The following is a 24,754-nucleotide window of genomic DNA, read 5'->3' on the forward strand; positions in this document are numbered from 1 at the left end:
CCCCGGCCGGCGTCGTCAATCACACACCGGCGGCTGGGACCACCAGCTCGTACATGTCGACCCAGCGCACCTCGCCAAGCCCCACCGACCGGTAGAGCGAGAGCGGGGCGGTCGGGTTCGTCAGGTCCACCCCGAGGCCGGCGGAGGCCCGGCCCTTCGCCGCGTACCGGGCGAACGCGTGGTGCAGCAGGGCCGCGCCCACGCCCCGGCGCCGCTGCCCGGGCAGCACGGCGAGGTTCTTGACCCAACCCTCGTTCCGGTCGAGCCCCTGGTCGGACGACTGGAGGATGCCCGCCGGCTCCCCGTCGACCTCGGCGACGAACCACTCGTCCCAGGCCGGGTCGGCCCCGATCCGGGTCCGCCACAGGTCGAAGCCGAGCGGCTCGTAGTCGGGGATGTCGCAGAAGGAGGTGTCGTAGATCCGGTGGAAGTCACGCAGATCCGACTCGTCGCCGGGGCGCAGCGGACGGACCGTCACCCCCGCCGAGGGTGCCGGCGGCTCGGCGGGCAGCCCCGCCAGCGACCGGCTCATGACCTGGTAACGCTTGACGAAGCCGAATCCCGCGTCGACCAGTTCCTCGGCCCACCGCCGCTCGGGCGGGTACGCGGGGCTGCGTACCGTCAGGGCCGGCAGACCGCGCTCGGCGGCCCGCCCGGCCACCCGGTCCAGCTGCCGGGCCAACAGCGACGCCCGCACCGCGGCGCCCCGCTCCGGGTCGACGAAGACGTCGACGAACTCCCGACCCACCCCGCCCGGGTTGTCCAGCATCGCCCACGCCACCAGCGTGCCGTCCGGCTCGGCCACCACCCAGGAGTCCCGTTCCGGGTCGACGTTCGGCGCGGTCAGCGCGTCACGCACGTCCTCGGCGGTGAAGTCCGGGTAGCCGAGGGTGAAGGTGTCGGCGGCGTGCACCACCGCCAGGATCGCCGGTACGTCGTCGAGGGTGGGTCGGCGGGCCTGCCAACCGGCGGGGAGAGTCACGGAGGCGATCCTGACAGCCGGGCCGCCGAAGCGCCGCCGAATTTCCGGCCGCGGCGGCTCAGCCCGCGTCGGCCAGGTGGGCCCGGGTCACGGTGAGCAGCTCCACCAGCTCGGCGCCGTCCGCCGGGCCGAGCGCCGCGAAGGCCGGCGCGGCCAGCCGGTCGGTCACCGCCTGGGCCCAGAGCCGCCGCCGGACCAGCGGCCCGACCGGAGGGTACGGCGGCGGCCAGCCGCAGGCGACCGCGCCAGCCTCGCCCTCCGGGCCGGCGAGCACGGCCTCCAGCGGCGTCATCCCGCTGGCCCGGACCGCGATCAGGTGCGCGCCGGCGAAGTGCTCCCGGAGCAGACGCAGGCCGGCGGCCGCCCGGGCGCCGGCCGTGCGGACCGGCACCGGCATGGCCCGCCAGGCGGCGAAGAGCGGCATGCCGCTGGCGTCCGCGGCGTCGACGGCGCGGCCGAGCAGGGCGGCGAGCCGGCTCACCCCGGAAAGCTGGTCGAGCCGCTCCTCGCCCCACCGGCAGCACTCGGCCAGGGTGGCGGCGGCCACCTCGACCGGCGGGACGACCCGCCGGGCCGCGTCCCAGCCGTCGGCGACCGCGTCGGGCGCCAGGAAGCCGAGGGCGGCGGCGACCGTCTCCGCGCGGACGTCCCCGAGGGCGCCGGCCCGCCCGGTGACGTAGAACGCCCAGCCGGAGATGCCGAGCAACCGCGCCCGGCGCAGGGTGGTCGGGCAGCGGGTGAAGAGGTCACCGAGTTCCAGCACGACCGGCTTGCTGGCCGCCGCCACCTGTTCCGGCGTCATCCGCACACTCCCCGGTCGCCCCGTCCGTCCACAAGGGTCAGTCTGCCGCGCCGGCGTCCGACTCGGCATCCCCCTCCTCGGCGTCGAGCGCCTCCACCGCCGCCTCCACCTCGCCGGCGCGGCGGCGGGCGGCGGTCACGGTCCGCTCCGCCCCGCGCCGCGCCAGCCTCGCCCGGCTCAGGTCCTGCTCGGCGACGGCCCGGCGGCGCTCCAGCTCGGCCAGTTCCGCCTCGATGGCGTCCAGGGCGGCGACGCCGTCGCGCTCGGCCGCCGTCGCGCCCGCCAGCTCCGCCTCGGCCCGTTCCTGATCGGTACGCGCCCTCGCCAGCTCCTTCTCCAACGCCCGCCGACGGCGTGCCCGCTCCGCCCGGGCGGCCCGATCCGCCTGATCGGCGCGGAGCGCGGACCGGTCGGCGTCGCGCCGCTGCTTCCCGCCCGGCTCGGGCCGGGGTGCCGGTTCCGGCTCCTCCCCGCCGGTCACCAGCCGCAACTGCGGCCGGGGCACCTCCCCGAAGCCGGCGTAGGTGGCGGCCTTCAGCAGCCGGCCGGAGCGGACCTGCTCGGCGACGTCGGTGTCGGCGAGCGCCGCGTTGAGGGTGGCCTCCACCTCGGCCAGCGGCAGCTTCCCGGCCGACGGGGCCCCCTCCGCCCCGGCCGCGAGCTTGCGTACCTCGGCGACGAGCGCGCCGACCACCGCCCGCCGCTGGGTGGAGAGTTCCCGCAGCCGGGGCCCGCGCAGGTCGCGTTGGGCGGTGCGTAGCGCCTCGGCCAGCTCGGCCAGGTCGGCGACCAGCTCGGGGCGGCGGATGGCGAGCAGGTTGACCAGCCAGGCGGCCACGGTGGGCCGGCGCAGCCGGGCGATCTCCCGCGCGCCCTTCGGGTCGCCGGCGCGGCGGGCCTCGGCGACCGCCTCGTCGCGGATCGCGACGAACCGGTCCGGCGCGGTGGTGTAGAGCCGGTGCACCAGCTCTCGGGACGGGCCGGGCATCGCCGTCAGGCGTCGATCCGGGTGCCCGGTTCGAGCCGGCGGTAGTCCACCTCGGACAGCCGGGTGAAGTTGCCGTTGAGCACGTTGAGCCCGTTGTCGTTGAGCAGCCCGTCGTGCAGCGCGTACGCCCGGCGCGGGGCGACCGCCCGGAGGAAGTCCAGCGACTCGGAGAACTTCGTCCACGGGGCGTGGATCGGCAGGAAGAGCGTGTCGACCTGGGTGTCCTCGGGGACCACCAGGCTGTCCCCGGGGTGGTAGACCACGTCGTCCAGCAGGTACGCCAGGTTGTCCACGACCGGGATGTCGGGGTGGATCACGGCGTGCCGGCCGCCGTAGGCGCGTACCGGCACGCCAGCGGCCGTGAACGACTGTCCCGGTCGGACCGCGTCGAGCACCTCGGCGGCGTCGCCCAGGGTGCCGGCCAGCGACGCCGGGCCGTGGATGACGAACCGACGCCGGTCGAGCTGCCGGCTGACCGCCTCGACGTCGACGTGGTCGGGGTGCTCGTGGGTGATCAGCACCGCGTCCGCCCCGTCGAGCGCCGCCGCCTCGCTGAACACACCCGGGTCGATGACCAGCACTCCCCCGTCGTGCTCCACCCGCAGGCAGGAGTGGGCGTACTTGGTGAGCTGCATCGTGACTCCAAGATTATCGAATCGTGACGTCCTGAGCGCAGTCTGCCGGAACCGACGTGGTGACGCGTCACGTCTGAGGTATCGCCCCACACGGGGGCGAGGACGATGGAGGCGGGATGGACGTAGGGGGACGGCGACGTCGGGGCGTACGGCTGACGGCTGCCGCCTTGGTCGCGCTGCTCGCGTTGGCGGGCTGTGGCAGCGACGCGGGTGACAACGCCGACAGCGGGCCGGCGGCGGCCCCGGCGGAGCGCGACCGGGGGGGCGACGCGGCGGACCAGGCGGGCGGCGCGGCCGAGCCGGGCGCCGGCAAGGCCGAGCCGGGCGCCGGCGCCGGTGCGCCCGACCTGCGGGTCGACCAGCGGTCCATCATCTACACCGGCACGATGCGCGTGCAGGTGGAGAATGTGGACGACGCGGCACGCAGCGCGATCGCCACGGTCACGGCGGCCGGCGGTTTCGTCGGCGGCGACCAGCGGCGCAGCGCCGACGCGGACGCGCGGGCCGAGTTGGAGCTGCGGGTGCCGGCGGCGAAGTTCCACGGCGTCGTCGAGGAGCTGGCGAAGCTGGGCCGGCAGCAGCGGCGGGAGATCCGCACCGAGGACGTCACCGAGCAGATGGTCGACCTGGACGCGCGGATCACCACCCAGCGCGCCCGGGTGGAGAGCGCCCGCAGGCTGCTGGCCAAGGCGACCTCGATCAGCGACCTGGTGTCGCTGGAGAACGAGCTGTCCCGGCGGGAGGCGGACCTGGCGTCGCTGGAGGCGAAGAAGGAGCGGCTGGCGGACCTGACCAGTCTGTCGACGATCACCGTGTCGCTGGTCGGCCCCGATGCGAGCACCGCCGACGAGGAGGCCGAGGTCGGCTTCATGGTGGGGCTCAAGGGTGGCTGGAAGGTCTTCCTGACCTCGATGACCGTCCTGCTGACGGTGCTCGGCGCGGTGCTGCCGTGGCTGCTGGCGATCGGCGTGCCGCTGACGGTGCTACTGGTGGTGCTGCGCCGGCGGCGGCGTACGAGCCCGCCGCCGGCGTTGCCGGGCGGACCGGCGGCGCCGCTGCCTACCGGGCCGCCGCCAGTGCCCGCAGCGCGGTCTGGACCATGAGCCGTACGCCGACCGGGATGGCCCGTTCGTCCACGTCGAACGAGGCCCGGTGCAGGTCCACGTTCGGGCCGGAGCGGCCGACGCCCAGCCGGGCGAGCGCGCCGGGGACGTACTCCAGGTACCAGGAGAAGTCCTCGCCGCCCATGCTCTGCGGGGTCTCGGCCACGCCCTCCGGCCCGAGCGTGGCGGTGGTGGCGCCCGTGAGGACCTGGATCGCGCGGGAGTCGTTGCACACCGGCGGGCGGCCCCGCAGGTATTCGAGGTCGACGGTGGCCCCGGTCGGGGCCACGACGTCGCGGACGACCTGACCCACGATCTTGGGGGCCAGCTCCCAGGTGTCGCGGTCCATCACCCGCAGGGTGCCGGACGCGGACGCCTCGGAGGGGATGACGTTGTAACGGGTGCCGGCCGAGGCGTGGCCGAAGACCAGCAGCAGCCCGCTGTTGGCCGGCACCCGGCGGCTGACCAACGCCGGTACCTCGGTGATCAGGCGACCCAGGGCGTCGACCAGGTCGACGGTCAGGTGCGGGCGGGCGGTGTGCCCGCCGGGGCCGGTGAGCCGGACGGTGACGTTGTCGGCGGCGGCGGTGATCGGGCCGACCCGCAGGCCGATCTGCCCGACCGGCAGGTTGGGGTCGCAGTGCAGCGCGAAGATCTGCACCACGTCGTCCAGGCCGCCGGCCTCGATGACCTCCAGCGAGCCGCAGGGCAGGATCTCCTCGGCGGGCTGGAAGATCAGCCGGACCCGGCCGGGCAGCTCGCCCAGGTCGGCGAGCTGGGCGAGCAGCATGCCGACGCCGAGCATGACGGTGGTGTGCACGTCGTGACCGCAGGCGTGGCAGACGCCGTCCACGGTGGAGCGGTACGGCACGTCCTTCGAGTCGGTCAGCGGCAGGGCGTCGATGTCGGCGCGCAGCGCGACGACCGGGCCGTCGGGGCGCCCGTCGATGTCGCAGATGACCCCGTTGCCCTTCGGCAGCAGCCGCGGCCGCAGCCCGGCCAGGGTCAGCTCCCGGGCGATCAGGGCGGCCGTCTCGAACTCCTCGCCGGAGAGCTCCGGGTGCGAGTGGAGGTGGCGACGGGTGGCGATCAGCCCGGGCACCCGGAGGGCGAGCAGGTGGTCCAGCTCGAACGGCAGGGGCTGGGACCCGGACGGCGCCTCCGGCCAGGACGACGCCAGCTGGTTGCCGGTGGGCAGCGTCAACGCACTCGTCACGTCGAATTCTCGTTCGCTAGAGATGGATGGATCATCAGGAACAGCAGACAGCCTAGACCTCCGACGGTGACGCTGCGCAACGTCGTTCCGGTAGCCGTCGGACCGCGCAGCGTCACGTATGCCCTGCTCGGAGCGCTCGTAGATCTGCGGGACAGCAGGTAGATCGCGGTCGAACGCCGTCATCTGCCACCCACCTCCTACAACGCGTAATCGGCCCGGCCGTCGCGAAATCGATGCCGATCGCAGAGGCCGCTTTTCCGAATTGTCGCATTAGTCGGTCACGCCGACGGACACTCCGACAATTACCCGACCATCGCCCGAGCGAGGGCACCCGAGACGGTCACACACCCCGTCGCCGACCAACCGCACACCGTGTGCGTCCACGTCCACCCGGTCGGGTTACCCCCGAACCCGTCCGGCACACGCCGTGGCCGGTGGGCCACGTCGCCCCGCACCGCGCGCGCAGCCCTCCGGCGGCGTCGCCGGGGCCACTCCACGCGCCCGCGCCGCCGATGGGCGGCCAGGGTCTCCTCCGACTGTAGCGCTCCTTCCCGCAGGCCCGCGACCAGCAGGAACGCGCCATGGGCGGGTCGTTACCCGCACGTGCACCGGCCGGTTACGGCGCAGAGGTGAAGCGGTGCCGCACCGACGCCGACGGCCGCCCGCCCCCGGCACGCCGGGAGGTCGGACGGCCGTCGGTCGACGTGATCAGAACCGGTCGCTCGGGCGGTACAGGCCCCACACCTGGCGCAGGGTGCCGCAGACCTCGCCCACGGTGGCGCGGGCCCGCAGCGCCTCCTTCATCGGGTAGAGCACGTTCTCCGTGCCCTCGGCGGCGGCCCGCAGCTCCGCCAGCCCCCGCTCGACCGCCCCGGCGTCGCGCTCGGCGCGCAGCCGGGCCAGCCGCTCGGCCTGCGCCGCCTCGATCGTCGGGTCGACCCGCAGCGGCTCGTACGGCTCCTCCTCGTCGACGGTGAACCGGTTGAGGCCCACCACCACCCGCTCGCCGGAGTCGATCTCCTGCGCGATCCGGTACGCGGACTGCTCGATCTCCCGCTTCTGGAAGCCCGCCTCGATGGCGTCGACCGCCGAGCCGTGGTCGGCCACCCGCTCCATCAGCTCGGTCGCCGCCGCCTCGATCTCGGCGGTCATCGCCTCCACCACGTACGAGCCGGCGAACGGGTCCACCGTGGCGGTCAGGTCCGTCTCGTACGCCAGCACCTGCTGGGTGCGCAGCGCCAGCCGGGCCGCCTTCTCGGTGGGCAGCGCGATCGCCTCGTCGAAGCTGTTGGTGTGCAGCGACTGGGTGCCGCCGAGGACCGCGCCGAGGCCCTGCACCGCCACCCGCACCAGGTTGACCTCGGGCTGCTGGGCGGTGAGCTGCACGCCCGCGGTCTGGGTGTGGAAGCGCAGCATCATCGACTTCGGGTTCTTGGCGCCGAAGTCGTCGCGCATCAGCCGGGCCCAGATCCGGCGGGCGGCCCGGAACTTGGCCACCTCCTCCAGCAGGGTGGTGCGGGCGACGAAGAAGAACGACAGCCGGGGCGCGAAGTCGTCCACGGCGAGGCCGGCCGCCAGCGCGGCCCGGACGTACTCGACGCCGTTGGCCAGGGTGAACGCGATCTCCTGCGCGGGCGACGCGCCGGCCTCGGCCATGTGGTAGCCGGAGATGGAGATCGTGTTCCACTTCGGCACCTCCTTGCGGCAGTAGCCGAAGGTGTCGGCCACCAGCCGCAGCGAGGGCTTCGGCGGGAAGATGTACGTCCCCCGGGCGATGTACTCCTTGAGGATGTCGTTCTGGATCGTGCCGTTGAGGGCCGAGCCGGCGACCCCGTTCTCCTCCGCCACGAGCTGGTAGAGCAGGAGCAGCACCGACCCCGGCGCGTTGATGGTCATCGACGTCGAGACCTTGTCGAGCGGGATGCCGTCGAAGAGCAGCCGCATGTCGTCGATCGAGTCGATGGCCACCCCGACCTTGCCCACCTCGCCGTGCGCGATCGGGTCGTCGGAGTCGTAGCCCATCTGCGTCGGCAGGTCGAAGGCCACGGAGAGACCCATCGTGCCGGCCCGCAACAACTGGTGGTACCGCGCGTTGGACTCGGTGGCGGTACCGAAGCCGGCGTACTGGCGCATGGTCCACGGGCGGGAGGTGTACATGGTGGGGTAGACCCCGCGCGTGTACGGGAACTCGCCCGGTCCGCCGAGCCGGGAGTCCAGTTCCTCCGGAAGGTCCGCCGCCGTGTAGACGCCCTTGATCGGAAAACCGGACTCGCTTGACCGCGGTTCGCTCATTAGCGGATGGTAGGACGCGCGACGGCGTCGGCGGGTGAGGGATACCGCACACCGGTCGACGCGTCGACGGGCATCGACGAGAGGTGAACGCTCGGACACGTACCGTCCAGTTCGACAAACGTCCGCCGCGTCGGGTTTCGCATCGGGCGTCGGAACCAGCAAGATAGGGGGGTTGTGTCCCAGCCCCCCTCGAATTCCCCCGGTGGCTTTTCTGTGACTCAGATCCCGACGTGGAGCGGCGGACCAGTCAGTTCCCCCAACGGACGCGCGACGCCCGGCACGACCATCGGCGAGCGCTACTCGCTGCGCTCGGCGGTGGGCAACGGCGGCATGGGTACGGTCTGGCGTGCCACGGACACACTCCTGCGGCGGGACGTGGCCGTCAAGGAGGTCGTCCTGCCCCCGGGGCTGGCCCCCAGCGACCGCGACGCCATGTACGAGCGCACCCTGCGCGAGGCCCGCGCGGCGGCGGCGATCCAGCACCCGGCCGTCGTCCAGGTCTACGACGTGGTCACCGAGGGCGGCCGGCCGTGGATCGTGATGGAGCTGCTCGACGCCCGCAGCCTCGCCGACATGGTGATCGAGGACGGGCCGGTCGCGCAGCGGGTGGTCGCCAAGATCGGCATCGCGCTGCTCGGCGCGCTGGAGGTGGCGCACGCGATCGGCGTGCTGCACCGCGACGTCAAGCCGGCCAACGTGCTGATCTGCGCCGACGGGCGCTGCGTGCTGACCGACTTCGGCGTGGCCCGGATGCCCACCGACGTGCAGCTCACCACCCCCGGGATGGTGCTCGGCTCGCCGCACTTCATCTCCCCCGAGCGCGCGATGGGCCAGGAGTTCGGCCCGCCGAGCGACCTCTTCTCGCTGGGCGTCACGCTCTACACGGCGGTGGAGGGGCGGCCCCCGTTCGACAAGGGCGACCCGATCGAGACCATGCACGCCGTGGTCGAGGACCCGCCCGCCCCGCCGCAGCGCAGCGGGCCGCTGGCCCGGGTGCTGATGGGGCTGCTCGAGAAGGACCCGGCCCGCCGTCTCGACGTGCACACCGCCCGGGCCATGCTGCGCGAACTGCTCGCCGGCCCGCTGACCAGCAACGCCGCCGCGGTGAACTCGGTGACCGATCCCTACTCCGTGGTGCCGGTGCAGCGACCCGTGCCGACCCCGCCGGCCGCCCAGCCGGAGCAGCCGAAGCCGAGCGGGCAGATCGGCGGCCGGGCGATGCTCGACCCCGGCGAGTCGCTCACCGACCGGCTGGCGGCGCTGCGCCGGGGCGAGCGCCCCGCGCAGGCCGCCCTCGCCGCGAGCCCCGCCGCGATGGACGACACCAGCGCCGACGCCCTGGCCGGGCCGCTGCACACCCCCACCGGCGCGATGCCGGCGCCGGGCGGGTCCACCCCGGCCGGCCGCACCTACGGCGGCGCCGAGGCGACCCAGCGGATGGGGTCCGGCGGTTCGGACGCCACCCAGCAGCTGCGCACCAACGCCGCCGGCCTGGTCGGCTTCAGCGGCCCGACGGAGGCGACCCCGCGGGTGAAGGCGGGCACGCCCACCTTCGGGCCACCGCCGGAGGCCACCCAGCGGGTGACCGCCGGCACCCCCGTCTTCGGCGCACCGCCGCCCGAGGCGACCCAGCAGCTCGGCGGGACGTACGGCGGCGGCCAGTGGTCGGTGCCCGGCACCGGCCAGGCGTGGACGACCCCGGCCACCGCGCCGGCCGCGGGCGGCTCCGGCGGCGGCTTCGCCGGTCGGGTCGGCACCGTCGGCAACCAGCTCGTCGGCATGGTCAAGGGCTGGCCGCGCAAGGTGCAGCTCGCCGCCGCCGGCGGCCTGGCCGCGCTGCTGCTGATCGGGGCGGTCGTCCTCTTCACCGGCGGCGACGACCCGGCACCCACCGTCCCGCAGGCCGCCCCGACCTCGCAGGCCCCGGCCGCCGGCGTGCCCGAGATGAAGGAGCACACCGGCAAGGGCGTACGGGTCCTGGTGCCGCAGGGCTGGGAGGTCAAGAGCGCCGGCGTGTGGGTGGACTACATCGACCCGGAGGACGAGGGCCGCAAGGTCCGGATCCTGGTGGAGGACTTCCGCACCACCTCCATGCGCTGGGCGGAGGTCGCCGAGGACACGCTGAAGAACCGTTCCAAGTCCTGCGCCAAGCCGTACGCCCAGGTCGCCATGAACGAGGTGCAGTGGGTCGGCAAGGCGGCGGCCGAGTTCGAGTACACCTGCGGTGAGGGCGAGGCCAAGCGGCACGGCGTGTGGCGCGGCGTGGTCCACGAGGGCAAGGTCTACTCGTTCTACCTGACCTCGACCGACGCGAAGTTCGCCGACAGCAGGCCGATCTTCGACGAGATGGTGAAGTCGTTCCAGCTCACCGAGGCCGGCTGAGCCCCGGGGGAAGCGCGGTGGTGATCCGCCGGCGTGCTATCAAGAGACATGCCGGCGGAAACCACTGACATCGACGACATTCGCGAGCGAGCGCGGCGCTGGCTCGACGACGATCCCGACCCGGCCAGCCGGGAGGAGCTGCGGGCGGTGCTCGACCGCCTGCCGGCGAGCGCCCCGGAGCTGGCCGACCGGTTCGCCGGCCCGCTGACCTTCGGCACCGCCGGGCTGCGCGGGCCGCTGCGCGCCGGCCCCAACGGGATGAACCTCGCGGTGGTCACCCAGGCCGCCGCCGGGCTGGTCGGCTGGCTCGCCGCCCAGGGCGGCACCGGTCCGCTGGTGATCGGGTACGACGCCCGGCACGGTTCCCGCGAGTTCGCCGAGCGCACCGCCCAGGTCGCCACCGGCGCGGGACGCCCGGCGCTGCTGCTGCCCCGTCCCCTGCCCACCCCCGTGCTCGCGTACGCGGTGCGCCACCTCGGGGCGGTCGCCGGGGTGATGGTCACGGCCAGCCACAACCCGCCGCAGGACAACGGCTACAAGGTCTACCTCGGCGCGGAGCTGGGCGGGGCGCTCGGCGCCGGCGCCCAGATCGTGCCGCCGGCCGACGCCGGCATCGAGGCCGCGATCCGGTCGGTCGGGCCGCTGGCCGAGGTGCCGCTCGGCCCGGCCGGGCAGGTGCTCGGCGACGACCTGGTGGCCTCCTACGTGGAGCGGGCCACCGCCGTCATCGACCCGGACGGCTCGCGCGACCTGGCGGTGGCGTACACGCCGCTGCACGGGGTGGGCGCGGCGGTGCTCACCGCGGTGTTCGCCAGCGCGGGCTTCCCCGTGCCCGGTGTGGTGCCCGAGCAGGCCGAGCCCGACCCCGCCTTCCCGACCGTCGCCTTCCCCAACCCGGAGGAGCCGGGGGCGGTGGACCGGCTGGTCGCGCTGGCCGAGGCGACCGGCGCGGACATCGCCATCGCCAACGATCCCGACGCGGACCGCTGCGCCGTGGCCGTCCGGGACACCGCCCGGGCGGCGAGCGCGGGCGGCGAGGTCGCCGGCCCCGCCCAGCCGGACGCGGCCCCGCCCGGCTGGCGGATGCTGCGCGGCGACGAGGTGGGCGTGCTGCTGGCCGACCACCTCATGCGGCGCGGCGTGACCGGGCTCTACGCCACCACGATCGTGTCGTCGTCACTGCTGCGGGCCATGTGCGCCGCCCGGGGCCTGCCGTACGACGAGACGCTGACCGGGTTCAAGTGGATCGTCCGGGCCGGCGGCGGGGCCGAGCCGCTGGTCTTCGGCTACGAGGAGGCGCTCGGCTACTGCGTCGCACCGGAGCACGTACGCGACAAGGACGGCATCACCGCCGCGCTGACCGTGGCCGAGCTGGCCGCCGGGCTGAAGGCGCGGGGCCGCACCCTGACCGACCGGCTGGACGAGCTGGCCGCCGAGTTCGGCGTGCACCACACCGACCAGCTCTCGGTGCGGGTGGACGACCTGCGGCTGATCGCCGACGCGATGGCCCGGATCCGGGCCGCCACCCCCACCACGCTGCTCGGCCAGCCGGTCACCGAGGCACAGGACCTGCTCCCCGAGGCGGACGTGGTGATCCTGCGTACCGGCACCGCCCGGGTGGTGATCCGCCCCTCGGGCACCGAGCCGAAGCTCAAGGCGTACCTGGAGGTGGTGGAGCCGGTGGCGGACGGCGACGTCGCCGGAGCCCGCGCCCGCGCCACCGACGCGGTAACCACCCTCCGCGCGGAAATGGCCAAGACCCTGAACCTCTGAACCCCGCCCCCACCCACCCCATCCCACAAGACCGCGCAGCCCGGCGCCCCGGGGTTAGGCCCGGTGATCAAGAAGTTCGCGTCAGGGAACGCGCCTCTCCAGGACGCAAACTTCTTGATCGACAAGGGCCGGCGACGGGGCCGCAGGGGGCCGCCGGTCGGGGGTGGTGGGCGGTGGGGGTGGGGGTGGGTGAATGGGTGGGTGGTTCAGGGCGGGTTCGGTCAGCGGCGGGGGCCCAGGGCGGCGTCGACGGCGCGGCCCAGGGCGGCCACGACGAGGCCGACCGAGGGGCGGACCACGGAGTCGTCGAGGCTGACGGTGCCGGAGAAACCGGAGCCACCCGCGATCTCCTCCAGCCGCTGCCGGGCCTCCCGGGCGGCGTCACCGGTCAGGCCGAGCGCCGGTTCCATCCGCAGCACCGCGACCAGGGTGGCCAGCGCGGCGGTCCGCTCGTCGGGCAGTTCGCCGCTGGCCAGCGCCTCGGCGAGCCGGCGTCGGGTGTCCGCCTCGACGGCGGGGTCCACCGTCGGGTAGCGGTGCACGTGGATGAAGCCCAGCTCGGTCTCGTCGACGTCACGCACCACGCCCTGGGCGCACAGGTCGCCGAGGATCCTGTCGCGCAGGCCATGCCGCAGCCGCTGCACCCAGGACGAGGGGCTGTGCGGCGTGTCGGCCGCCATGCGGGCGAGGACCCCGTCGACGAGCGGCTCACCGATGGGCGTCGGGTCGACCACCGTCAGGGACCCGTCGGAGTACGCGATCCGCCCGGCCAGGGCCAGTTCGATCAGCACCGCGGCGGCCATCCCCAGGTCGAGGCTGATCCGCGGCATGGTCGCCTTGCCGGTCTCGTCGTCGTACGCGAGGAGAAGCAGCTCTTCGGCGAGCGCAACACCAGTCATGGCCGGAGACGGTAGCGGCTGCGCGCATCCCGCGCACGGACTCGCGCACGGATTCACGCGCAGCCGCGCGGCGGACCTCAGAAGCGGGGCATGCCACCGAACTGGCGGTCGCCGGCGTCGCCGAGCCCCGGCACGATGAACATGCGGTCGTTGAGCCCCTCGTCGATGGAGGCGGTGACCAGGCGCAGCGGCAGGCCGGAGCGCTCCAGCCGCTCGATGCCGACGGGTGCGGCGAGCACGCAGAGCACCGTGATGTCGGTGCAGCCGCGGTCGGCCAGCAGCCGGCAGCAGTGCTCCAGCGAGCCGCCGGTGGCGAGCATCGGGTCGAGCACCAGCACCGGCAGGCCGCTGAGGTCGCGCGGCAGCGACTCCATGTAGGCGCGCGGCTCGTACGTCTCCTCGTCGCGGGCCAGGCCGACGAAGCCCATCGAGGACTCCGGCAGCAGGCCGAGCGCGGCGTCGGCCATGCCCAGGCCGGCCCGCAGCACCGGTACGAGCAGCGGCGGATTGGCCAGCCGGGTGCCCTCGGTGCCGGTGACGGGGGTCTGCACCGGGTACTTCTCGACGGGGAACGACCGCGCGGCCTCGTACACCAGCATGGTGGTGAGTTCGTGCAGCGCCGCCCGGAACGAGGAGGAGTCGGTGCGCGCGTCCCGCATGGCGGTCAGCCGCGACTGGGCGAGCGGATGGTCAATGACGTGTACGTCCACGATCGCTCAACCTACCGGTCGCCCCGCTCCCGCACTGCGGGTGCGGCCGGACCAGCGACCTCGCTCACCACCCGCGCCCCCGACGGCACCGTGACCAAGATCACTGCCGGATCGGGTGCGTAGACTTCTGGCCATGACGGCGACAGCGACGTCGGCCCGGTCGGAGCTCTCCGAGTTGGGACGATCCGAGACCGCTCTGCGGACCTTCCTGCACGGCCTGCCCGGCGTGGATCAGGTCGGCGCGGAGCAGCGGGCGGCACAGCTCGGCACCCGCTCCATCAAGACCACCGCCAAGGCCCAGGCCATCGACCTGGCGATCCGGATGGTCGACCTGACCACCCTCGAAGGGGCCGACACCCCCGGCAAGGTGCGGGCCCTCGCGGCCAAGGCACTGCGCCCCGACCCGGCCGATCCGTCCTGCCCGCACGTCGGCGCGGTCTGCGTCTATCCCTCGATGGTCCCGCACGTGGCCGAGGTGCTGCGCGGAAGCGGTGTGCACCTGGCCAGCGTGGCGACCGCCTTCCCGTCGGGCCAGGCACCGCTGGAGGTCAAGCTCGCCGACACCCGGGCGGCCGTGGCGGCGGGCGCCGACGAGATCGACATGGTGATCAACCGGGGCGCGTTCCTGGCCGGGCGCTACTCCGAGGTCCACGACGAGATCGTGGCCACCAAGGAGGCCTGCGGGGACGCCCACCTGAAGGTGATCCTGGAGACCGGCGAGCTGGCCACGTACGACAACGTGCGGCGCGCCTCCTGGCTGGCGATGCTGGCCGGCGGCGACTTCATCAAGACCTCCACCGGCAAGGTCCCGGTCGCGGCCACCCTCCCGGTGACCCTGGTGATGCTGGAGGCCGTACGCGACTTCCGGGCGGCCACCGGGCGGCAGGTCGGCGTGAAGCCGGCCGGCGGCATCAAGACCACCAAGGACGCCATCAAGTACCTGGTGATGGTCAACGAGACCGTCGGCGCGGACTGGCTGGACCCGGACTGGTTCCGCTTCGGCGCCTCCAGCCTGCTCAACGACCTGCTCATGCAGCGCACCAAGCTGACGACCGGCACCTACTCCGGTCCCGACTACTTCACCCTGGACTGAGAGCCGATGTTCGAATACGCACCCGCCCCCGAGTCCCGCTCGGTGGTGGACCTCAAGGCCTCCTACGGGCTCTTCGTCGACGGTGACTTCGTCGACCCGGCCGACGGCGGCACGTTCAAGACGGTCAACCCGGCCTCGGAGGAGGTGCTCGCCGAGGTCGCCGAGGCCGGCGCGCAGGACGTGGAACGCGCCGTCCGCGCCGCCCGGGCCGCGTACGAGAAGGTCTGGGGCCCGATGCCGGGCCGGGACCGGGCCAAGTACCTGTTCCGGATCGCCCGGATCATCCAGGAGCGCTCGCGCGAGCTGGCCGTGCTGGAGTCGCTGGACAACGGCAAGCCGATCAAGGAGTCCCGCGACGTCGACCTGCCGCTGGTCGCCGCGCACTTCTTCTACTACGCCGGCTGGGCCGACAAGCTCGAACACGCCGGCTTCGGCGCGAACCCGCGCCCGCTGGGCGTGGCCGCGCAGGTCATCCCGTGGAACTTCCCCCTGCTGATGCTGGCGTGGAAGATCGCCCCGGCGCTGGCCGCCGGCAACACGGTGGTGCTGAAGCCGGCCGAGACGACCCCGCTGACCGCGCTGCTCTTCGCCGAGATCTGCCAGCAGGCCGACCTGCCCGCCGGCGTGGTCAACATCGTCACGGGCGCCGGCGACACCGGCCGCGCGCTGGTCGAGCACCCGGGCGTGGACAAGGTCGCCTTCACCGGCTCGACCGAGGTGGGCCGGGCCATCGCCCGCGCCGTGGCCGGCACCCGCAAGAAGCTCACCCTGGAGCTGGGCGGCAAGGCGGCCAACATCGTCTTCGACGACGCCCCCGTCGACCAGGCGGTCGAGGGCATCGTCAACGGCATCTTCTTCAACCAGGGGCACGTCTGCTGCGCCGGCTCGCGGCTGCTGATCCAGGAGAACGTCGCCGACCGGGTGCTGGAGTCGCTGAAGCGGCGGATGGCCCAGCTGCGCGTCGGCGACCCGCTGGACAAGAACACCGACATCGGGGCGATCAACTCGGCCGCGCAGCTCGCGCGGATCCGGGAGCTGTCCGACGCCGGGTCCGCCGAGGGCGCCGAGCGCTGGTCGCCGTCGTGCGAGCTGCCGGAGCGCGGCTTCTGGTTCGCCCCGACGATCTTCACCGGGGTCACCCAGGCACACCGGATCGCCCGCGAGGAGATCTTCGGCCCGGTGCTGTCCGTGCTGACGTTCCGCACCCCGGCGGAGGCCGTCGAGAAGGCCAACAACACGCCGTACGGGCTGTCGGCCGGGATCTGGACCGACAAGGGCTCCCGGATCCTGTGGATGGCCGACCGGCTGCGCGCCGGCGTGGTCTGGGCCAACACGTTCAACAAGTTCGACCCCACCTCGCCGTTCGGCGGCTACAAGGAGTCGGGCTACGGTCGCGAGGGCGGCCGGCACGGGCTGGAGGGCTACCTCAATGTCTGAGCGGGTCGCGGTACGCAAGACGTACAAGCTCTTCATCGGCGGGAAGTTCCCGCGCAGCGAGTCGGGACGGTCGTATCTCGTGCAGGACGCGAATGTCTCCCTGGCCTCCCGCAAGGACGCGCGGGACGCCGTCGTCGCCGCCCGCGCCGCCGTGAAGGGCTGGGCCGGGGCGACCGCGTACAACCGGGGTCAGATCCTCTACCGGGTCGCCGAGATGCTGGAGGGCCGGCGGGAGCAGTTCGTCGCCCTCGGCGTGCCCGGCGACGAGGTCGACGCGGCCGTGGACCGCTGGGTCTGGTACGCCGGCTGGTCCGACAAGCTCCCCCAGGTGTACGGCGGCGCCAACCCGGTCGCCGGGCCGTACTTCAACCTGTCGGCGCCCGAGCCGACCGGCGTGGTGGCCGTGGTCGCCCCCGAGTCACCGGCGCTGCTCGGCCTGGTCAGCGTGATCGCCCCGGCGATCGTCACCGGCAACACCGTGGTGGTGGCGACCTCGCCGACGCAGCCCCTGGCGGCGGTGACCCTGGCGGAGGTGCTCGCCACCTCCGACCTGCCCGGCGGCGTGGTCAACCTGCTCACCGGGCGGATCGCCGAGACCGTGCCGGCGCTGGCCGCCCACATGGACGTCAACGCCATCGACCTGACCGGGGTGACCGACGCCGAACTGGCGGTCGAGCTGGAGGTCAAGGCGGCGCAGAACCTCAAGCGGGTGCTCCGGCCGGCCCCGGCCGACCACGACTGGTCCGCCGACCCGGGCATCACCCGGATGACCACGCTGCTGGAGACGAAGACGGTCTGGCACCCCAAGGGGGTGTGACTGTTCGCTGTCCTGGGGTTTTCCGGGGAGCCCCGCCCGCTCCGGGCGGTCAGGCTTGATCCCTGCGCAGGCGGGGCTCCCCGGAAAACCGTCCGTGGACAGGTTCGTGGGAAGGCTCGGCGCAGGCGTGCTGCCTCGGGTGGGGCAGGTCTACTACCGGGGGTAGGATTGCGGCGTGACTCGGCTTGGTGATCTTGAACGCGCGGTGATGGACGTCTTGTGGGACTCGGTCCCGGGCACGTCGGACGGGATCACCGTGCGCGAGGTGGCCGATGCGCTGGACGGGCGCGAGCTGGCGTACACGACGGTGATGACCGTGCTCGACCGGCTCGCCGGCAAGGGCATGGTGCAGCGCGAGCGGGAGGGGCGGGCCTGGCGTTACCGGGCCGCCGCCAGCCGCGAGCAGTACATCGCCCAGCTCATGCTCGACGCCCTCGACCTCGGCGGCAGCCGCGACGCCGCGCTGGTGCGCTTCGCCCGCTCGGTGACCGGCACCGAGGCCGAGGTGCTGCGCGCCGCCCTCGGGGCCGAGGCCGGGGCGACCGGGCACGACGGGAGCGCGCTGACCGACCGGGTCGAGGCGCCGTCGATCGACGGCCTGCCGCCCCGGACCGACAAGGCAGCGGACAGGTAGGGCGGCGGCCGTGGCGTACGCCCTGCACTTCGCCGCGTCGATGCTGGCCTGCTGGCTGACCGCGCAGGTGCTGTCCCGCTCCACCTGGACGTGGCGCAGCCCTCGCGTGGCGATCGTCTGCTGGCAGGCGGTCGGGCTGGCCCTCGGGCTCTCCGCCATGGGCGTGCCGATCGCGCTGGGCCTGGCCGCCTACGACCGCCCGACCGGCAGCGCGCTGGTCGCCCTCGCCACGGACCTCGCCCACGGCACCCTGCCCGTCGGGCTGGGCGCGCCGCACCTGGCCGCCGTCGGGGTGGGGCTCGGCATCGGCGCGGTCCTGCTGGCCACGACCGTCCGCAGCATCCACGGCACCGTACGCGCCCAGCGCCGGCACCGGGACCTGCTCGCCCTGGTCGCCCGCCGCGACCCGACGGTGCCCGGGGCGCTGGTGCTCGACCACCCGAGCGCCGCGGCGTACTGCCTGCCGGGGATGCGCCCCCGGGTGGTGGTCAGCGCGGGCACCCTCGACCTGCTGGACCCCGCCGAGCTGGCGGCCGTGCTCGCCCACGAGCGGGCGCACGCCCAGGAACGCCACGACCTGGTGCTGCTGCCGTTCACCGCGCTCAGCCGGGCGCTGCCGTGGTTCGCGTGGGTCCGCGAGGCGCACGACCGGGTCGCCCTGCTGGTCGAGATGCGGGCCGACGACAAGGCCCGGGAGGCGCACGCCGACGCCCCGCTCGCCGGTGCGCTGCGCCGCTTCGCCGCCGCCGGCAACCGGATCACTCCGGCGGGCGCCCTCGGGGTGGGCGACCGGGATCTCGACGTACGGGTGCAGCGGCTGCTGGTCGCCGGCCGGCCGCCCCGGCTGCTCGGAACCGCCGCGCTCACCGTGGCGACCACCGTGGCCGCCCTGCCGGTCTCCCTCTTCCTGAGCTGACTCCGGGCCGCCCCGCACCGCCTGCGGGCGGCCTTCCCGGGACTCGGCCGCCCTTGCGCATCGGCAGTTACCGCTGCGTGGAGCGCGTCCCGCCATGCTGGACGAGGCCCGCCCGGGTGGCGACGCGACCCGCCCGTCGCTCCTCCCCCACAGCTACTACAAGTCGTCGTAGGATCCTCTACGACGGGCCATAGTAGTTATGTGTAGGCAATCTACGTGTAGGCTCGCTACGACAAGTGAGCCAACCGTACGGAGAGCCGGCCATGGACACCCTGCTGCTCGCCCGCCTGCAGTTCGCCACCACCACCTCGATCCACTTCCTCTTCGTGGTGGTCACCCTCGGGCTGGTGACCCTGCTGGTCTACCTCCAGACCGCCTCGGTGATCACCAACAAGCCGGTCTACGAGCGACTGACCCGGTTCTGGGGCCAGCTCTACGTGATCAACTACGTCCTCGGGATCGCCACCGGCATCGTGATGGAGTTCCAGTTCGGTCTGAACTGGAGCGGGCTGTCGCGCTACGTCGGCAACGTCTTCGGCGCGCCGCTGGCCATCGAGACGCTGGTCGCCTTCTTCCTGGAGTCGACGTTCCTCGGCATGTGGATCTTCGGCTGGCACCGGCTGCGCCGGGGCGTCCACCTCGCCCTGCTCTGGGGCGTCGCGATCACCGCGTACGCCTCGGCGTTCTGGATCATGGTGGCCAACGCCTGGTTGCAGAACCCGGTCGGCCACGAGGTACGCGACGGGGTCGCGCACCTCACCGACTTCTCCGCGCTGCTGGACAACCCCACCTTCCGCATGGCGTTCGGGCACGTCGTCACGGCGGCGCTGCTGGTGGGCGGGATGCTGATGGCGGCGGTCAGCGCGTGGCACCTGGTCCGGCGCACCGACGACTTCGCGCTGCACCGCAAGGGGCTGCGGATCGGCCTGATCACCTCGGCGGTGGCGATCTTCTTCGTGCAGGGCTTCGGCTTCGCCCAGTTCTTCGCGATCAGCGACGTGCAGCCCACCAAGTTCGGCGACGACCCCGCCGCCGCGCCGCTGATCGCCGAATGGACCGCCCGGTTCGGTCCCGGCGACTACACACCGCCGGCCCTCGCCGACGTCGGCCTCGGCTTCATGATCCTGATCGGTTTCACCCTCGGCCTGCTCTGGCTGCTGCTCCCGCTGCTGTGGCGGGACTGGATCATCCGGCTACGCGTCCCGCTGTGGATCCTCCAGTTCGCCCTGCCGCTGCCGTTCGTCGCGGTCATCCTCGGCTGGATCGCCCGCGAGGTCGGCCGCCAGCCCTGGGCCGCGTACGGGCTGCTGCCCGTGGACCAGGCCGTGTCGCCGGTCAGCCCCTGGCTGATGCTCACCTCTCTGATCGGCTTCAGCCTGCTGCTCGGCACCCTCGCCGTCACGAACTGGGTGCTGCTGGCGCGGCACGCCGCCCGGGGCGCCCACGACCCGGCCCTGGGCCGGCAACCGGACCAGCCGCCGGCCGACCCCCACCCCGAGCCCGCCTTCGCCTGAGGAGACGACCGTGGAACTCGCCTGGTACGCCCTGCTCGGCCTCTTCTTCGCCGTCTACCTGGTGCTCGGCGGGTACGACTACGGCGTCGGCCTGCTGCTCGCCCGCGACACCGACCCGGCCCGCCGGCGCGCCGCGCTCAACGCGGTCGGCCCGTTCTTCCTCGGCAACGAGGTCTGGCTGGTGGCCGCCGTCGGCATCCTGTTCGGTGCCTTCCCGGTGCTGGAGGGGGAACTGCTCTCCGGCTTCTACCCGGCGGTGCTGGGCGCGTTGACCGGGGTCGTGCTGGTGACCGCCGGCGTGCAGCTGCGCAGCCGACCGGCCGGGCAGCGCGCCCGCGCCCGGTGGGACCGGATCGTGGTCGTCGGCAGCGCGCTCGCCGCGCTGGGCTGGGGTGCCGTGCTGGCCGGGCTGCTCCAGGGCGTACCGCTGCGCGCCGACGGCCACGTCGCCGGGGTGACCCACCTCTTCACCCCGTTCGTGGCCGCCGCCGCGCTCGCCGTCGTCGCGCTGGTCGCGCTGCACGGTGCGACCTTTCTCACGCTCCGGCTGCCCGCCGCCGACGCCGCGCCGGTCGGGCGGCTGGCCGCCCGGCTCGTCCCGGTGGCGCTGACCACCGTCGGCGCGGCCACCGTCGTGGGCCTGCTCTCCGCCGACGTACGCGCCGCCGCACAGCAGCCGCTGGCGGCCGTACTGCTGCTGTCGTTGCTGGTCACGGCGCTGCTGACGGCCCGCGCGGCGCTCGCGCGGCGACGGCCCGGGCTGGCCTTCGCCGCCACCTGCGCGGCCCTGGCCCTGCCGGTGGCGCTGGTCGGGGCGACCATCTGGCCCTACGCGCTGGTCTCCACGGTCGACCCGGGGGCGTCACTGACCGTGGCCGACGCGGCGGCGAGCACACCGACGCTGCGGCTGCTCGGCTGGCTGACGCTGCCGCTCCTGCCGGCCCTACTAGGCTTTCAGGCGATGTGCTGGTGGGTGTTCCGGGGACGGACCGACGGCAGGGCACCGGTGTACTGGTGAACCGCCGTCCCTTCGACCCGCGTCTGCTGCGCCGGGTCCCGGGGGCCCGGCGCGACCTCGCCATGCTCGCGCTACTCGGCGTGCTGGCCGCGGGGTTGGTCGTCGCGCAGGCCACGGCGCTGGCCGCGCTGCTGGCGACCGCGTTCGAAGGACGGCTCGACCGGCCCGCGCTGGCCGGCTTCGCCACCGCGGTGGCCGCCCGCTCGCTGCTGGTCTGGGCGCAGGGCACGGTGTCGGCGCGGGTCGCGGCGACGGTCAAGGCGGCGCTGCGGGCCGACCTGCTCGCGTCCGTCGGGCGACACGGCCCCGGCTGGGTCGCCGGGCAGCGCGCCGGGCAGCTCGCCACGCTGACCGGGCGCGGACTGGACGCGCTGGACGCCTACTTCACCGGTTACCTGCCGCAGCTGGTGCTCAGCGTCACCGTGCCGGTCGCCGTGCTGGCCCGGATCTTCGTCGCCGACTGGAGTTCGGCGCTGATCATCGCGGTGACCCTGCCGCTGATCCCGATCTTCGGCGCGCTGCTCGGCTGGCAGGCACAGGCCGCCACCGAGCGGCAGTGGCGACGGCTCTCCCTGCTCGGCGGGCACTTCCTCGACATGGTCGCCGGGCTGCCCACGCTGCGCGCGTTCGGCCGGGCGCGGGCGCAGACCGAGGTGGTCCGCCGGATGGCCGACGGCCACCGGGTCGCGACCATGAAGACGCTGCGGATCGCGTTCCTGTCCGCGCTGGTGCTGGAGCTGGTCGCCACCCTCTCCGTGGCGCTGGTCGCCGTGCCGGTGGGCGTACGGCTGCTCGGCGGCGGGCTGACCCTCCAGACCGCGCTGCTGGTGCTGCTGCTCACCCCGGAGGCGTACCTGCCGCTGCGGGCGGCCGGCGCCCGGTTCCACGCCAGCATGGAGGGGCTCACCGCGCTGGACGAGGCCCTCACCCTGTCGGCCGCCGCGCCCGCGCCGGCGCGCGGCGAGGGCGCGGCCGTCCCCGACGGCCGCGGCGAGATCCGGTTCGAGGCGGTGACCGTGCGGTACGAGCGGACCACCGCCCTGCGCGACGTCACGCTGACCATCCGGCCGGGCGAACGCGTCGCCGTGATCGGGCCCAGCGGCGCCGGCAAGAGCACGCTGCTCGGCCTGCTGCTCGGCTTCGTGACGCCGACCGCCGGCCGGGTCACCGTGGGCGGGGTGGACCTGGCCGACGCCGACGCCGACGGCTGGCGCCGCCAGGTGGCCTGGGTGCCGCAGCGGGCCCACCTCTTCGCCGCCTCACTGGCCGACAACATCCGGCTCGGCACCCCGGGCACCCCGGACGCGGCGCTCGCCGCGGCGGTCCACGACGCCGCCCTGGACGACGTGGTCGCCGGGCTGCCCGACGGGCTCGACACCGTACTCGGCGAGCGCGGGCACGGCCTGTCCAGCGGGCAACGGCAGCGGGTCGCCCTGGCCCGCGCGTTCCTGCGGGACGCGCCCGTGGTGCTGCTCGACGAGCCGACCGCCCGGCTGGACACCGCCGCCGAGGCCGTCGTCCTCGACGCCACCCGCCGCCTGGTGGCCGGCCGGACGGCGCTGCTGGTGGCGCACCGGCCGGCGCTGCTCGCCGACGCCGACCGGATCCTGCGGATCGAGGACGGCCGGGTCACGGAACTGACGCCCTCGGCGGCCGGGGAGGCCACCCGATGACCGACGAACGGCCCCCCGCCGACGCCCGGCCCAACAGGCAGCCCACCCACGCACCCGGCAGCGCCGACGCGGCCGGCGCCGCTACCGACGCCCGGCCCGGGCCGGGGCGCGCCGGCTCCGCCGAGCGGGCCGTGCTGCGGTTGGCCCGGCCGTACCTGAACCGGCTGCTCGGCGCGGGGCTGCTCGCCGCCGCCACCGAGTTCGCCGCCCTCGCCCTGATGGCCACCGCGACCTGGCTGCTGATGAGCGCCGCCGAACGGCCCCCGCTGGACCGCCTCACCGTGGCGATCGTGGCGGTCCGGGCGCTGGCGATCAGCCGGGGCGTGCTCCGCTACACCGAACGACTCGCCGGGCACGACGCCGTGCTGCGGCTGATCACCGACGTGCGGGCCCGGGTCTTCGGCACCCTCGCCGCCAGCCCGGCGGCACGGCAGCGCTCCGGCGACGCGCTGAGCCGGCTCGTCTCCGACGTGGAGGCGGTGCAGGACCTGCTGCTGCGGGTGCTGGTGCCGGCCTCGGCGGCGGCGCTGGTCGGCGTGCTCGCGGTCGGCGGGGCGGCACTGATGTCGCCGGCCGCCGCCGGGGTGCTCGCGGTCGGGCTGCTGCTCGCCGGGGTCGCGCTGCCCGTGCTGGCCACCGCGCTGACCCGCCGCGCCGCCGCCGAACTGGCGCCGCTGCGCGGCGCCCTCGCCACCGACGCGGTCGACCTCACCCACGGCGCCGCCGACCTGGCCGCGTTCGGCGCCACCGGGCAGGCGCTGGAGGCGGCCGGGGCGCGGGCCCGACGGCTGGCCCGGTTGGAGCGGCGGCTCGCCGCCACCGGCTTCGCGGTCGACGCGGCCGGGGTGCTGGTGGCCGGGCTGACCGCCGGGGCGGTGGTGCTCGCCGCGCTCGCCGACGGCGTGGACGGGGTGCTGGTCGGCGTCCTGGCGGTCGGCACACTCGCCGCCGTGGAGATCGCGCTGGCCCTGGTCGGAGCCGCCCGGCAGTGGACCCAGCTCCGGACCGGCCTGACCCGGGTCGCCGCCCTGCTGGAGGCCCCGGCCGGTCCGGCCGCCTCCGGCGGCGCCGAGGTCGGCCCCGGGCCGTACGAGGTGCGGTTCGAGGACGTCACCGTTTGGTACCGGGAGGGTGCCCCGCCCGCCCTGGACGGGTTCGGCCTCGACCTGTCGCCCGGTCGACGGGTGGCGGTGGTCGGCCCCAGCGGCGCCGGCAAGAGCACGCTGGCCGCCGTACTCACCGGCGCGGTGCGCCCCGCGCACGGGCGGATCACCCTCGACGGGCGGGAGCTGTCGGCGTACCGGGCCGAGGAGCTGCCCCGCGCCGTCGGCGGGCTGCTCGCCGAGGCGTACGTCTTCCACGCCTCGGTCCGGGAGAACCTGCTGCTCGGGCGGCCCGGCGCCGACGAGGAGGAGCTGGCGGCGGCGACCGCGGCGGCCGGGCTGCTGGACTGGGTACGCGAGCAGCCCGACGGCTGGGACACCGTGGTCGGCGAGGAGGGCGGTCAGCTCTCCGGCGGCCAGCGGCAGCGGGTCGCGCTGGCCCGGGCGCTGCTCGCGGCCCCGGGTGTGCTGGTGCTCGACGAGCCGACCGAGGGGCTCGATCCCGCCGCCGCCGACGCGGTGCTCGCCTCCGCGCTGGCCGCCACCCCGGCCGGGCACTCCGTACTGCTGATCAGCCACCGGCTCAGCGGGCTCGCCGGGCTCGACGAGATCGTGGTCCTGGACGCCGGGCGGGTGGCCCAGCGCGGCCGGCACGCCGAGCTGGTCGCCACCCCCGGCTGGTACCGGGACCAGTGGCTGATCCAGGAGGCGGCCGAACGCGGGTACCTGGCGCTGCGCCCCTGACGCCCGTCCGCCCGGATCCGGGT

At 74.5% G+C, this 24,754-nt stretch carries 20 protein-coding genes; 12 read left to right on the plus strand and 8 right to left on the minus strand.

Going from position 1 to position 24,754, the window contains the following annotated elements; translation table 11 throughout:
* Positions 1-19 precede the first annotated feature (19 nt).
* The 4 genes from AC5L34_RS09490 to AC5L34_RS09505 are packed head-to-tail and all read right to left on the minus strand — an operon-like array spanning position 20 to position 3,407.
* Positions 20-982 (minus strand): GNAT family N-acetyltransferase, encoded by a 963-nt coding sequence (locus tag AC5L34_RS09490; protein ID WP_441174414.1) that lies wholly within the window; start codon positions 980-982, stop codon positions 20-22.
* 58 nt (positions 983-1,040) lie between these two features.
* Complete coding sequence (locus AC5L34_RS09495; RefSeq protein WP_494824492.1) at positions 1,041-1,784, minus strand: SCO6745 family protein; 744 nt, start codon at positions 1,782-1,784, stop codon at positions 1,041-1,043.
* A 37-nt stretch (positions 1,785-1,821) separates the two neighbouring features.
* Complete coding sequence (locus tag AC5L34_RS09500) at positions 1,822-2,772, minus strand: hypothetical protein (RefSeq protein ID WP_494824493.1); 951 nt, start codon at positions 2,770-2,772, stop codon at positions 1,822-1,824.
* Between the two features lie 5 nt (positions 2,773-2,777).
* Entirely contained in the window at positions 2,778-3,407 is a 630-nt protein-coding gene (locus AC5L34_RS09505; protein ID WP_494824495.1) for an MBL fold metallo-hydrolase, read from the minus strand.
* A 116-nt stretch (positions 3,408-3,523) separates the two neighbouring features.
* On the opposite strand from AC5L34_RS09505, the gene AC5L34_RS09510 reads away from it, so the two are divergent.
* The gene (locus tag AC5L34_RS09510) at positions 3,524-4,510 is read left to right on the plus strand and encodes a DUF4349 domain-containing protein (RefSeq protein WP_494824496.1); all 987 of its coding nucleotides are present in this window, start codon (positions 3,524-3,526) and stop codon (positions 4,508-4,510) included.
* Here AC5L34_RS09510 and AC5L34_RS09515 read toward each other — a convergent pair.
* Together AC5L34_RS09515 and AC5L34_RS09520 are read right to left on the minus strand one after the other, a co-directional pair.
* The gene (locus tag AC5L34_RS09515; RefSeq protein ID WP_089002045.1) at positions 4,467-5,726 is read right to left on the minus strand and encodes an amidohydrolase; all 1,260 of its coding nucleotides are present in this window, start codon (positions 5,724-5,726) and stop codon (positions 4,467-4,469) included. The two genes, AC5L34_RS09510 and AC5L34_RS09515, sit on opposite strands and share 44 nt — an antisense overlap.
* Positions 5,727-6,434: 708 nt before the next feature.
* Positions 6,435-8,018, minus strand: coding sequence for an acyl-CoA mutase large subunit family protein (locus tag AC5L34_RS09520; protein WP_494824498.1), 1,584 nt, complete (start codon positions 8,016-8,018; stop codon positions 6,435-6,437).
* A 213-nt stretch (positions 8,019-8,231) separates the two neighbouring features.
* On the opposite strand from AC5L34_RS09520, the gene AC5L34_RS09525 reads away from it, so the two are divergent.
* Together AC5L34_RS09525 and AC5L34_RS09530 are read left to right on the plus strand one after the other, a co-directional pair.
* Positions 8,232-10,400 (plus strand): serine/threonine-protein kinase, encoded by a 2,169-nt coding sequence (locus tag AC5L34_RS09525; protein WP_494824500.1) that lies wholly within the window; start codon positions 8,232-8,234, stop codon positions 10,398-10,400.
* Between the two features lie 48 nt (positions 10,401-10,448).
* The gene (locus AC5L34_RS09530; RefSeq protein ID WP_494824502.1) at positions 10,449-12,173 is read left to right on the plus strand and encodes a phospho-sugar mutase; all 1,725 of its coding nucleotides are present in this window, start codon (positions 10,449-10,451) and stop codon (positions 12,171-12,173) included.
* A 221-nt stretch (positions 12,174-12,394) separates the two neighbouring features.
* On the opposite strand, the gene AC5L34_RS09535 is transcribed toward AC5L34_RS09530, so the two are convergent.
* Positions 12,395-13,072, minus strand: coding sequence for a GOLPH3/VPS74 family protein (locus AC5L34_RS09535; protein ID WP_441174422.1), 678 nt, complete (start codon positions 13,070-13,072; stop codon positions 12,395-12,397).
* A gap of 77 nt (positions 13,073-13,149) precedes the next feature.
* Positions 13,150-13,782 (minus strand): uracil phosphoribosyltransferase, encoded by a 633-nt coding sequence (upp, locus tag AC5L34_RS09540; protein ID WP_089002050.1) that lies wholly within the window; start codon positions 13,780-13,782, stop codon positions 13,150-13,152.
* A 133-nt stretch (positions 13,783-13,915) separates the two neighbouring features.
* Here upp and deoC point away from each other — a divergent pair, with 133 nt between their 5' ends.
* The 9 genes from deoC (at position 13,916) to cydC (ending at position 24,731) form a co-directional block, all read left to right on the plus strand.
* The gene (gene deoC, locus AC5L34_RS09545; RefSeq protein WP_089002051.1) at positions 13,916-14,875 is read left to right on the plus strand and encodes a deoxyribose-phosphate aldolase; all 960 of its coding nucleotides are present in this window, start codon (positions 13,916-13,918) and stop codon (positions 14,873-14,875) included.
* A gap of 6 nt (positions 14,876-14,881) precedes the next feature.
* Positions 14,882-16,312 (plus strand): aldehyde dehydrogenase family protein, encoded by a 1,431-nt coding sequence (locus tag AC5L34_RS09550; protein ID WP_357715714.1) that lies wholly within the window; start codon positions 14,882-14,884, stop codon positions 16,310-16,312.
* The gene (locus AC5L34_RS09555) at positions 16,305-17,129 is read left to right on the plus strand and encodes an aldehyde dehydrogenase family protein (RefSeq protein WP_089002053.1); all 825 of its coding nucleotides are present in this window, start codon (positions 16,305-16,307) and stop codon (positions 17,127-17,129) included. Before AC5L34_RS09550 ends, AC5L34_RS09555 begins: the two co-directional genes overlap by 8 nt.
* A 175-nt stretch (positions 17,130-17,304) precedes the next feature.
* Complete coding sequence (locus tag AC5L34_RS09560; protein ID WP_441174424.1) at positions 17,305-17,763, plus strand: BlaI/MecI/CopY family transcriptional regulator; 459 nt, start codon at positions 17,305-17,307, stop codon at positions 17,761-17,763.
* A gap of 10 nt (positions 17,764-17,773) precedes the next feature.
* A complete protein-coding gene (locus AC5L34_RS09565; RefSeq protein WP_441174425.1) occupies positions 17,774-18,679 on the plus strand; it encodes a M56 family metallopeptidase in 906 nt (301 codons plus the stop codon).
* Positions 18,680-18,915: 236 nt separating this feature from the next.
* The gene (locus AC5L34_RS09570; protein WP_494824506.1) at positions 18,916-20,193 is read left to right on the plus strand and encodes a cytochrome ubiquinol oxidase subunit I; all 1,278 of its coding nucleotides are present in this window, start codon (positions 18,916-18,918) and stop codon (positions 20,191-20,193) included.
* 10 nt (positions 20,194-20,203) lie between these two features.
* Positions 20,204-21,211, plus strand: coding sequence for a cytochrome d ubiquinol oxidase subunit II (locus AC5L34_RS09575; RefSeq protein ID WP_441174427.1), 1,008 nt, complete (start codon positions 20,204-20,206; stop codon positions 21,209-21,211).
* Positions 21,208-22,884 (plus strand): thiol reductant ABC exporter subunit CydD, encoded by a 1,677-nt coding sequence (gene cydD, locus AC5L34_RS09580; protein ID WP_494824508.1) that lies wholly within the window; start codon positions 21,208-21,210, stop codon positions 22,882-22,884. The genes AC5L34_RS09575 and cydD overlap by 4 nt, the downstream gene beginning before the upstream one ends.
* The gene (cydC, locus tag AC5L34_RS09585; protein ID WP_494824509.1) at positions 22,881-24,731 is read left to right on the plus strand and encodes a thiol reductant ABC exporter subunit CydC; all 1,851 of its coding nucleotides are present in this window, start codon (positions 22,881-22,883) and stop codon (positions 24,729-24,731) included. The genes cydD and cydC overlap by 4 nt, the downstream gene beginning before the upstream one ends.
* Positions 24,732-24,754 lie beyond the last annotated feature (23 nt).

It is taken from the genome of Micromonospora sp. ZG13, assembly GCF_059359355.1.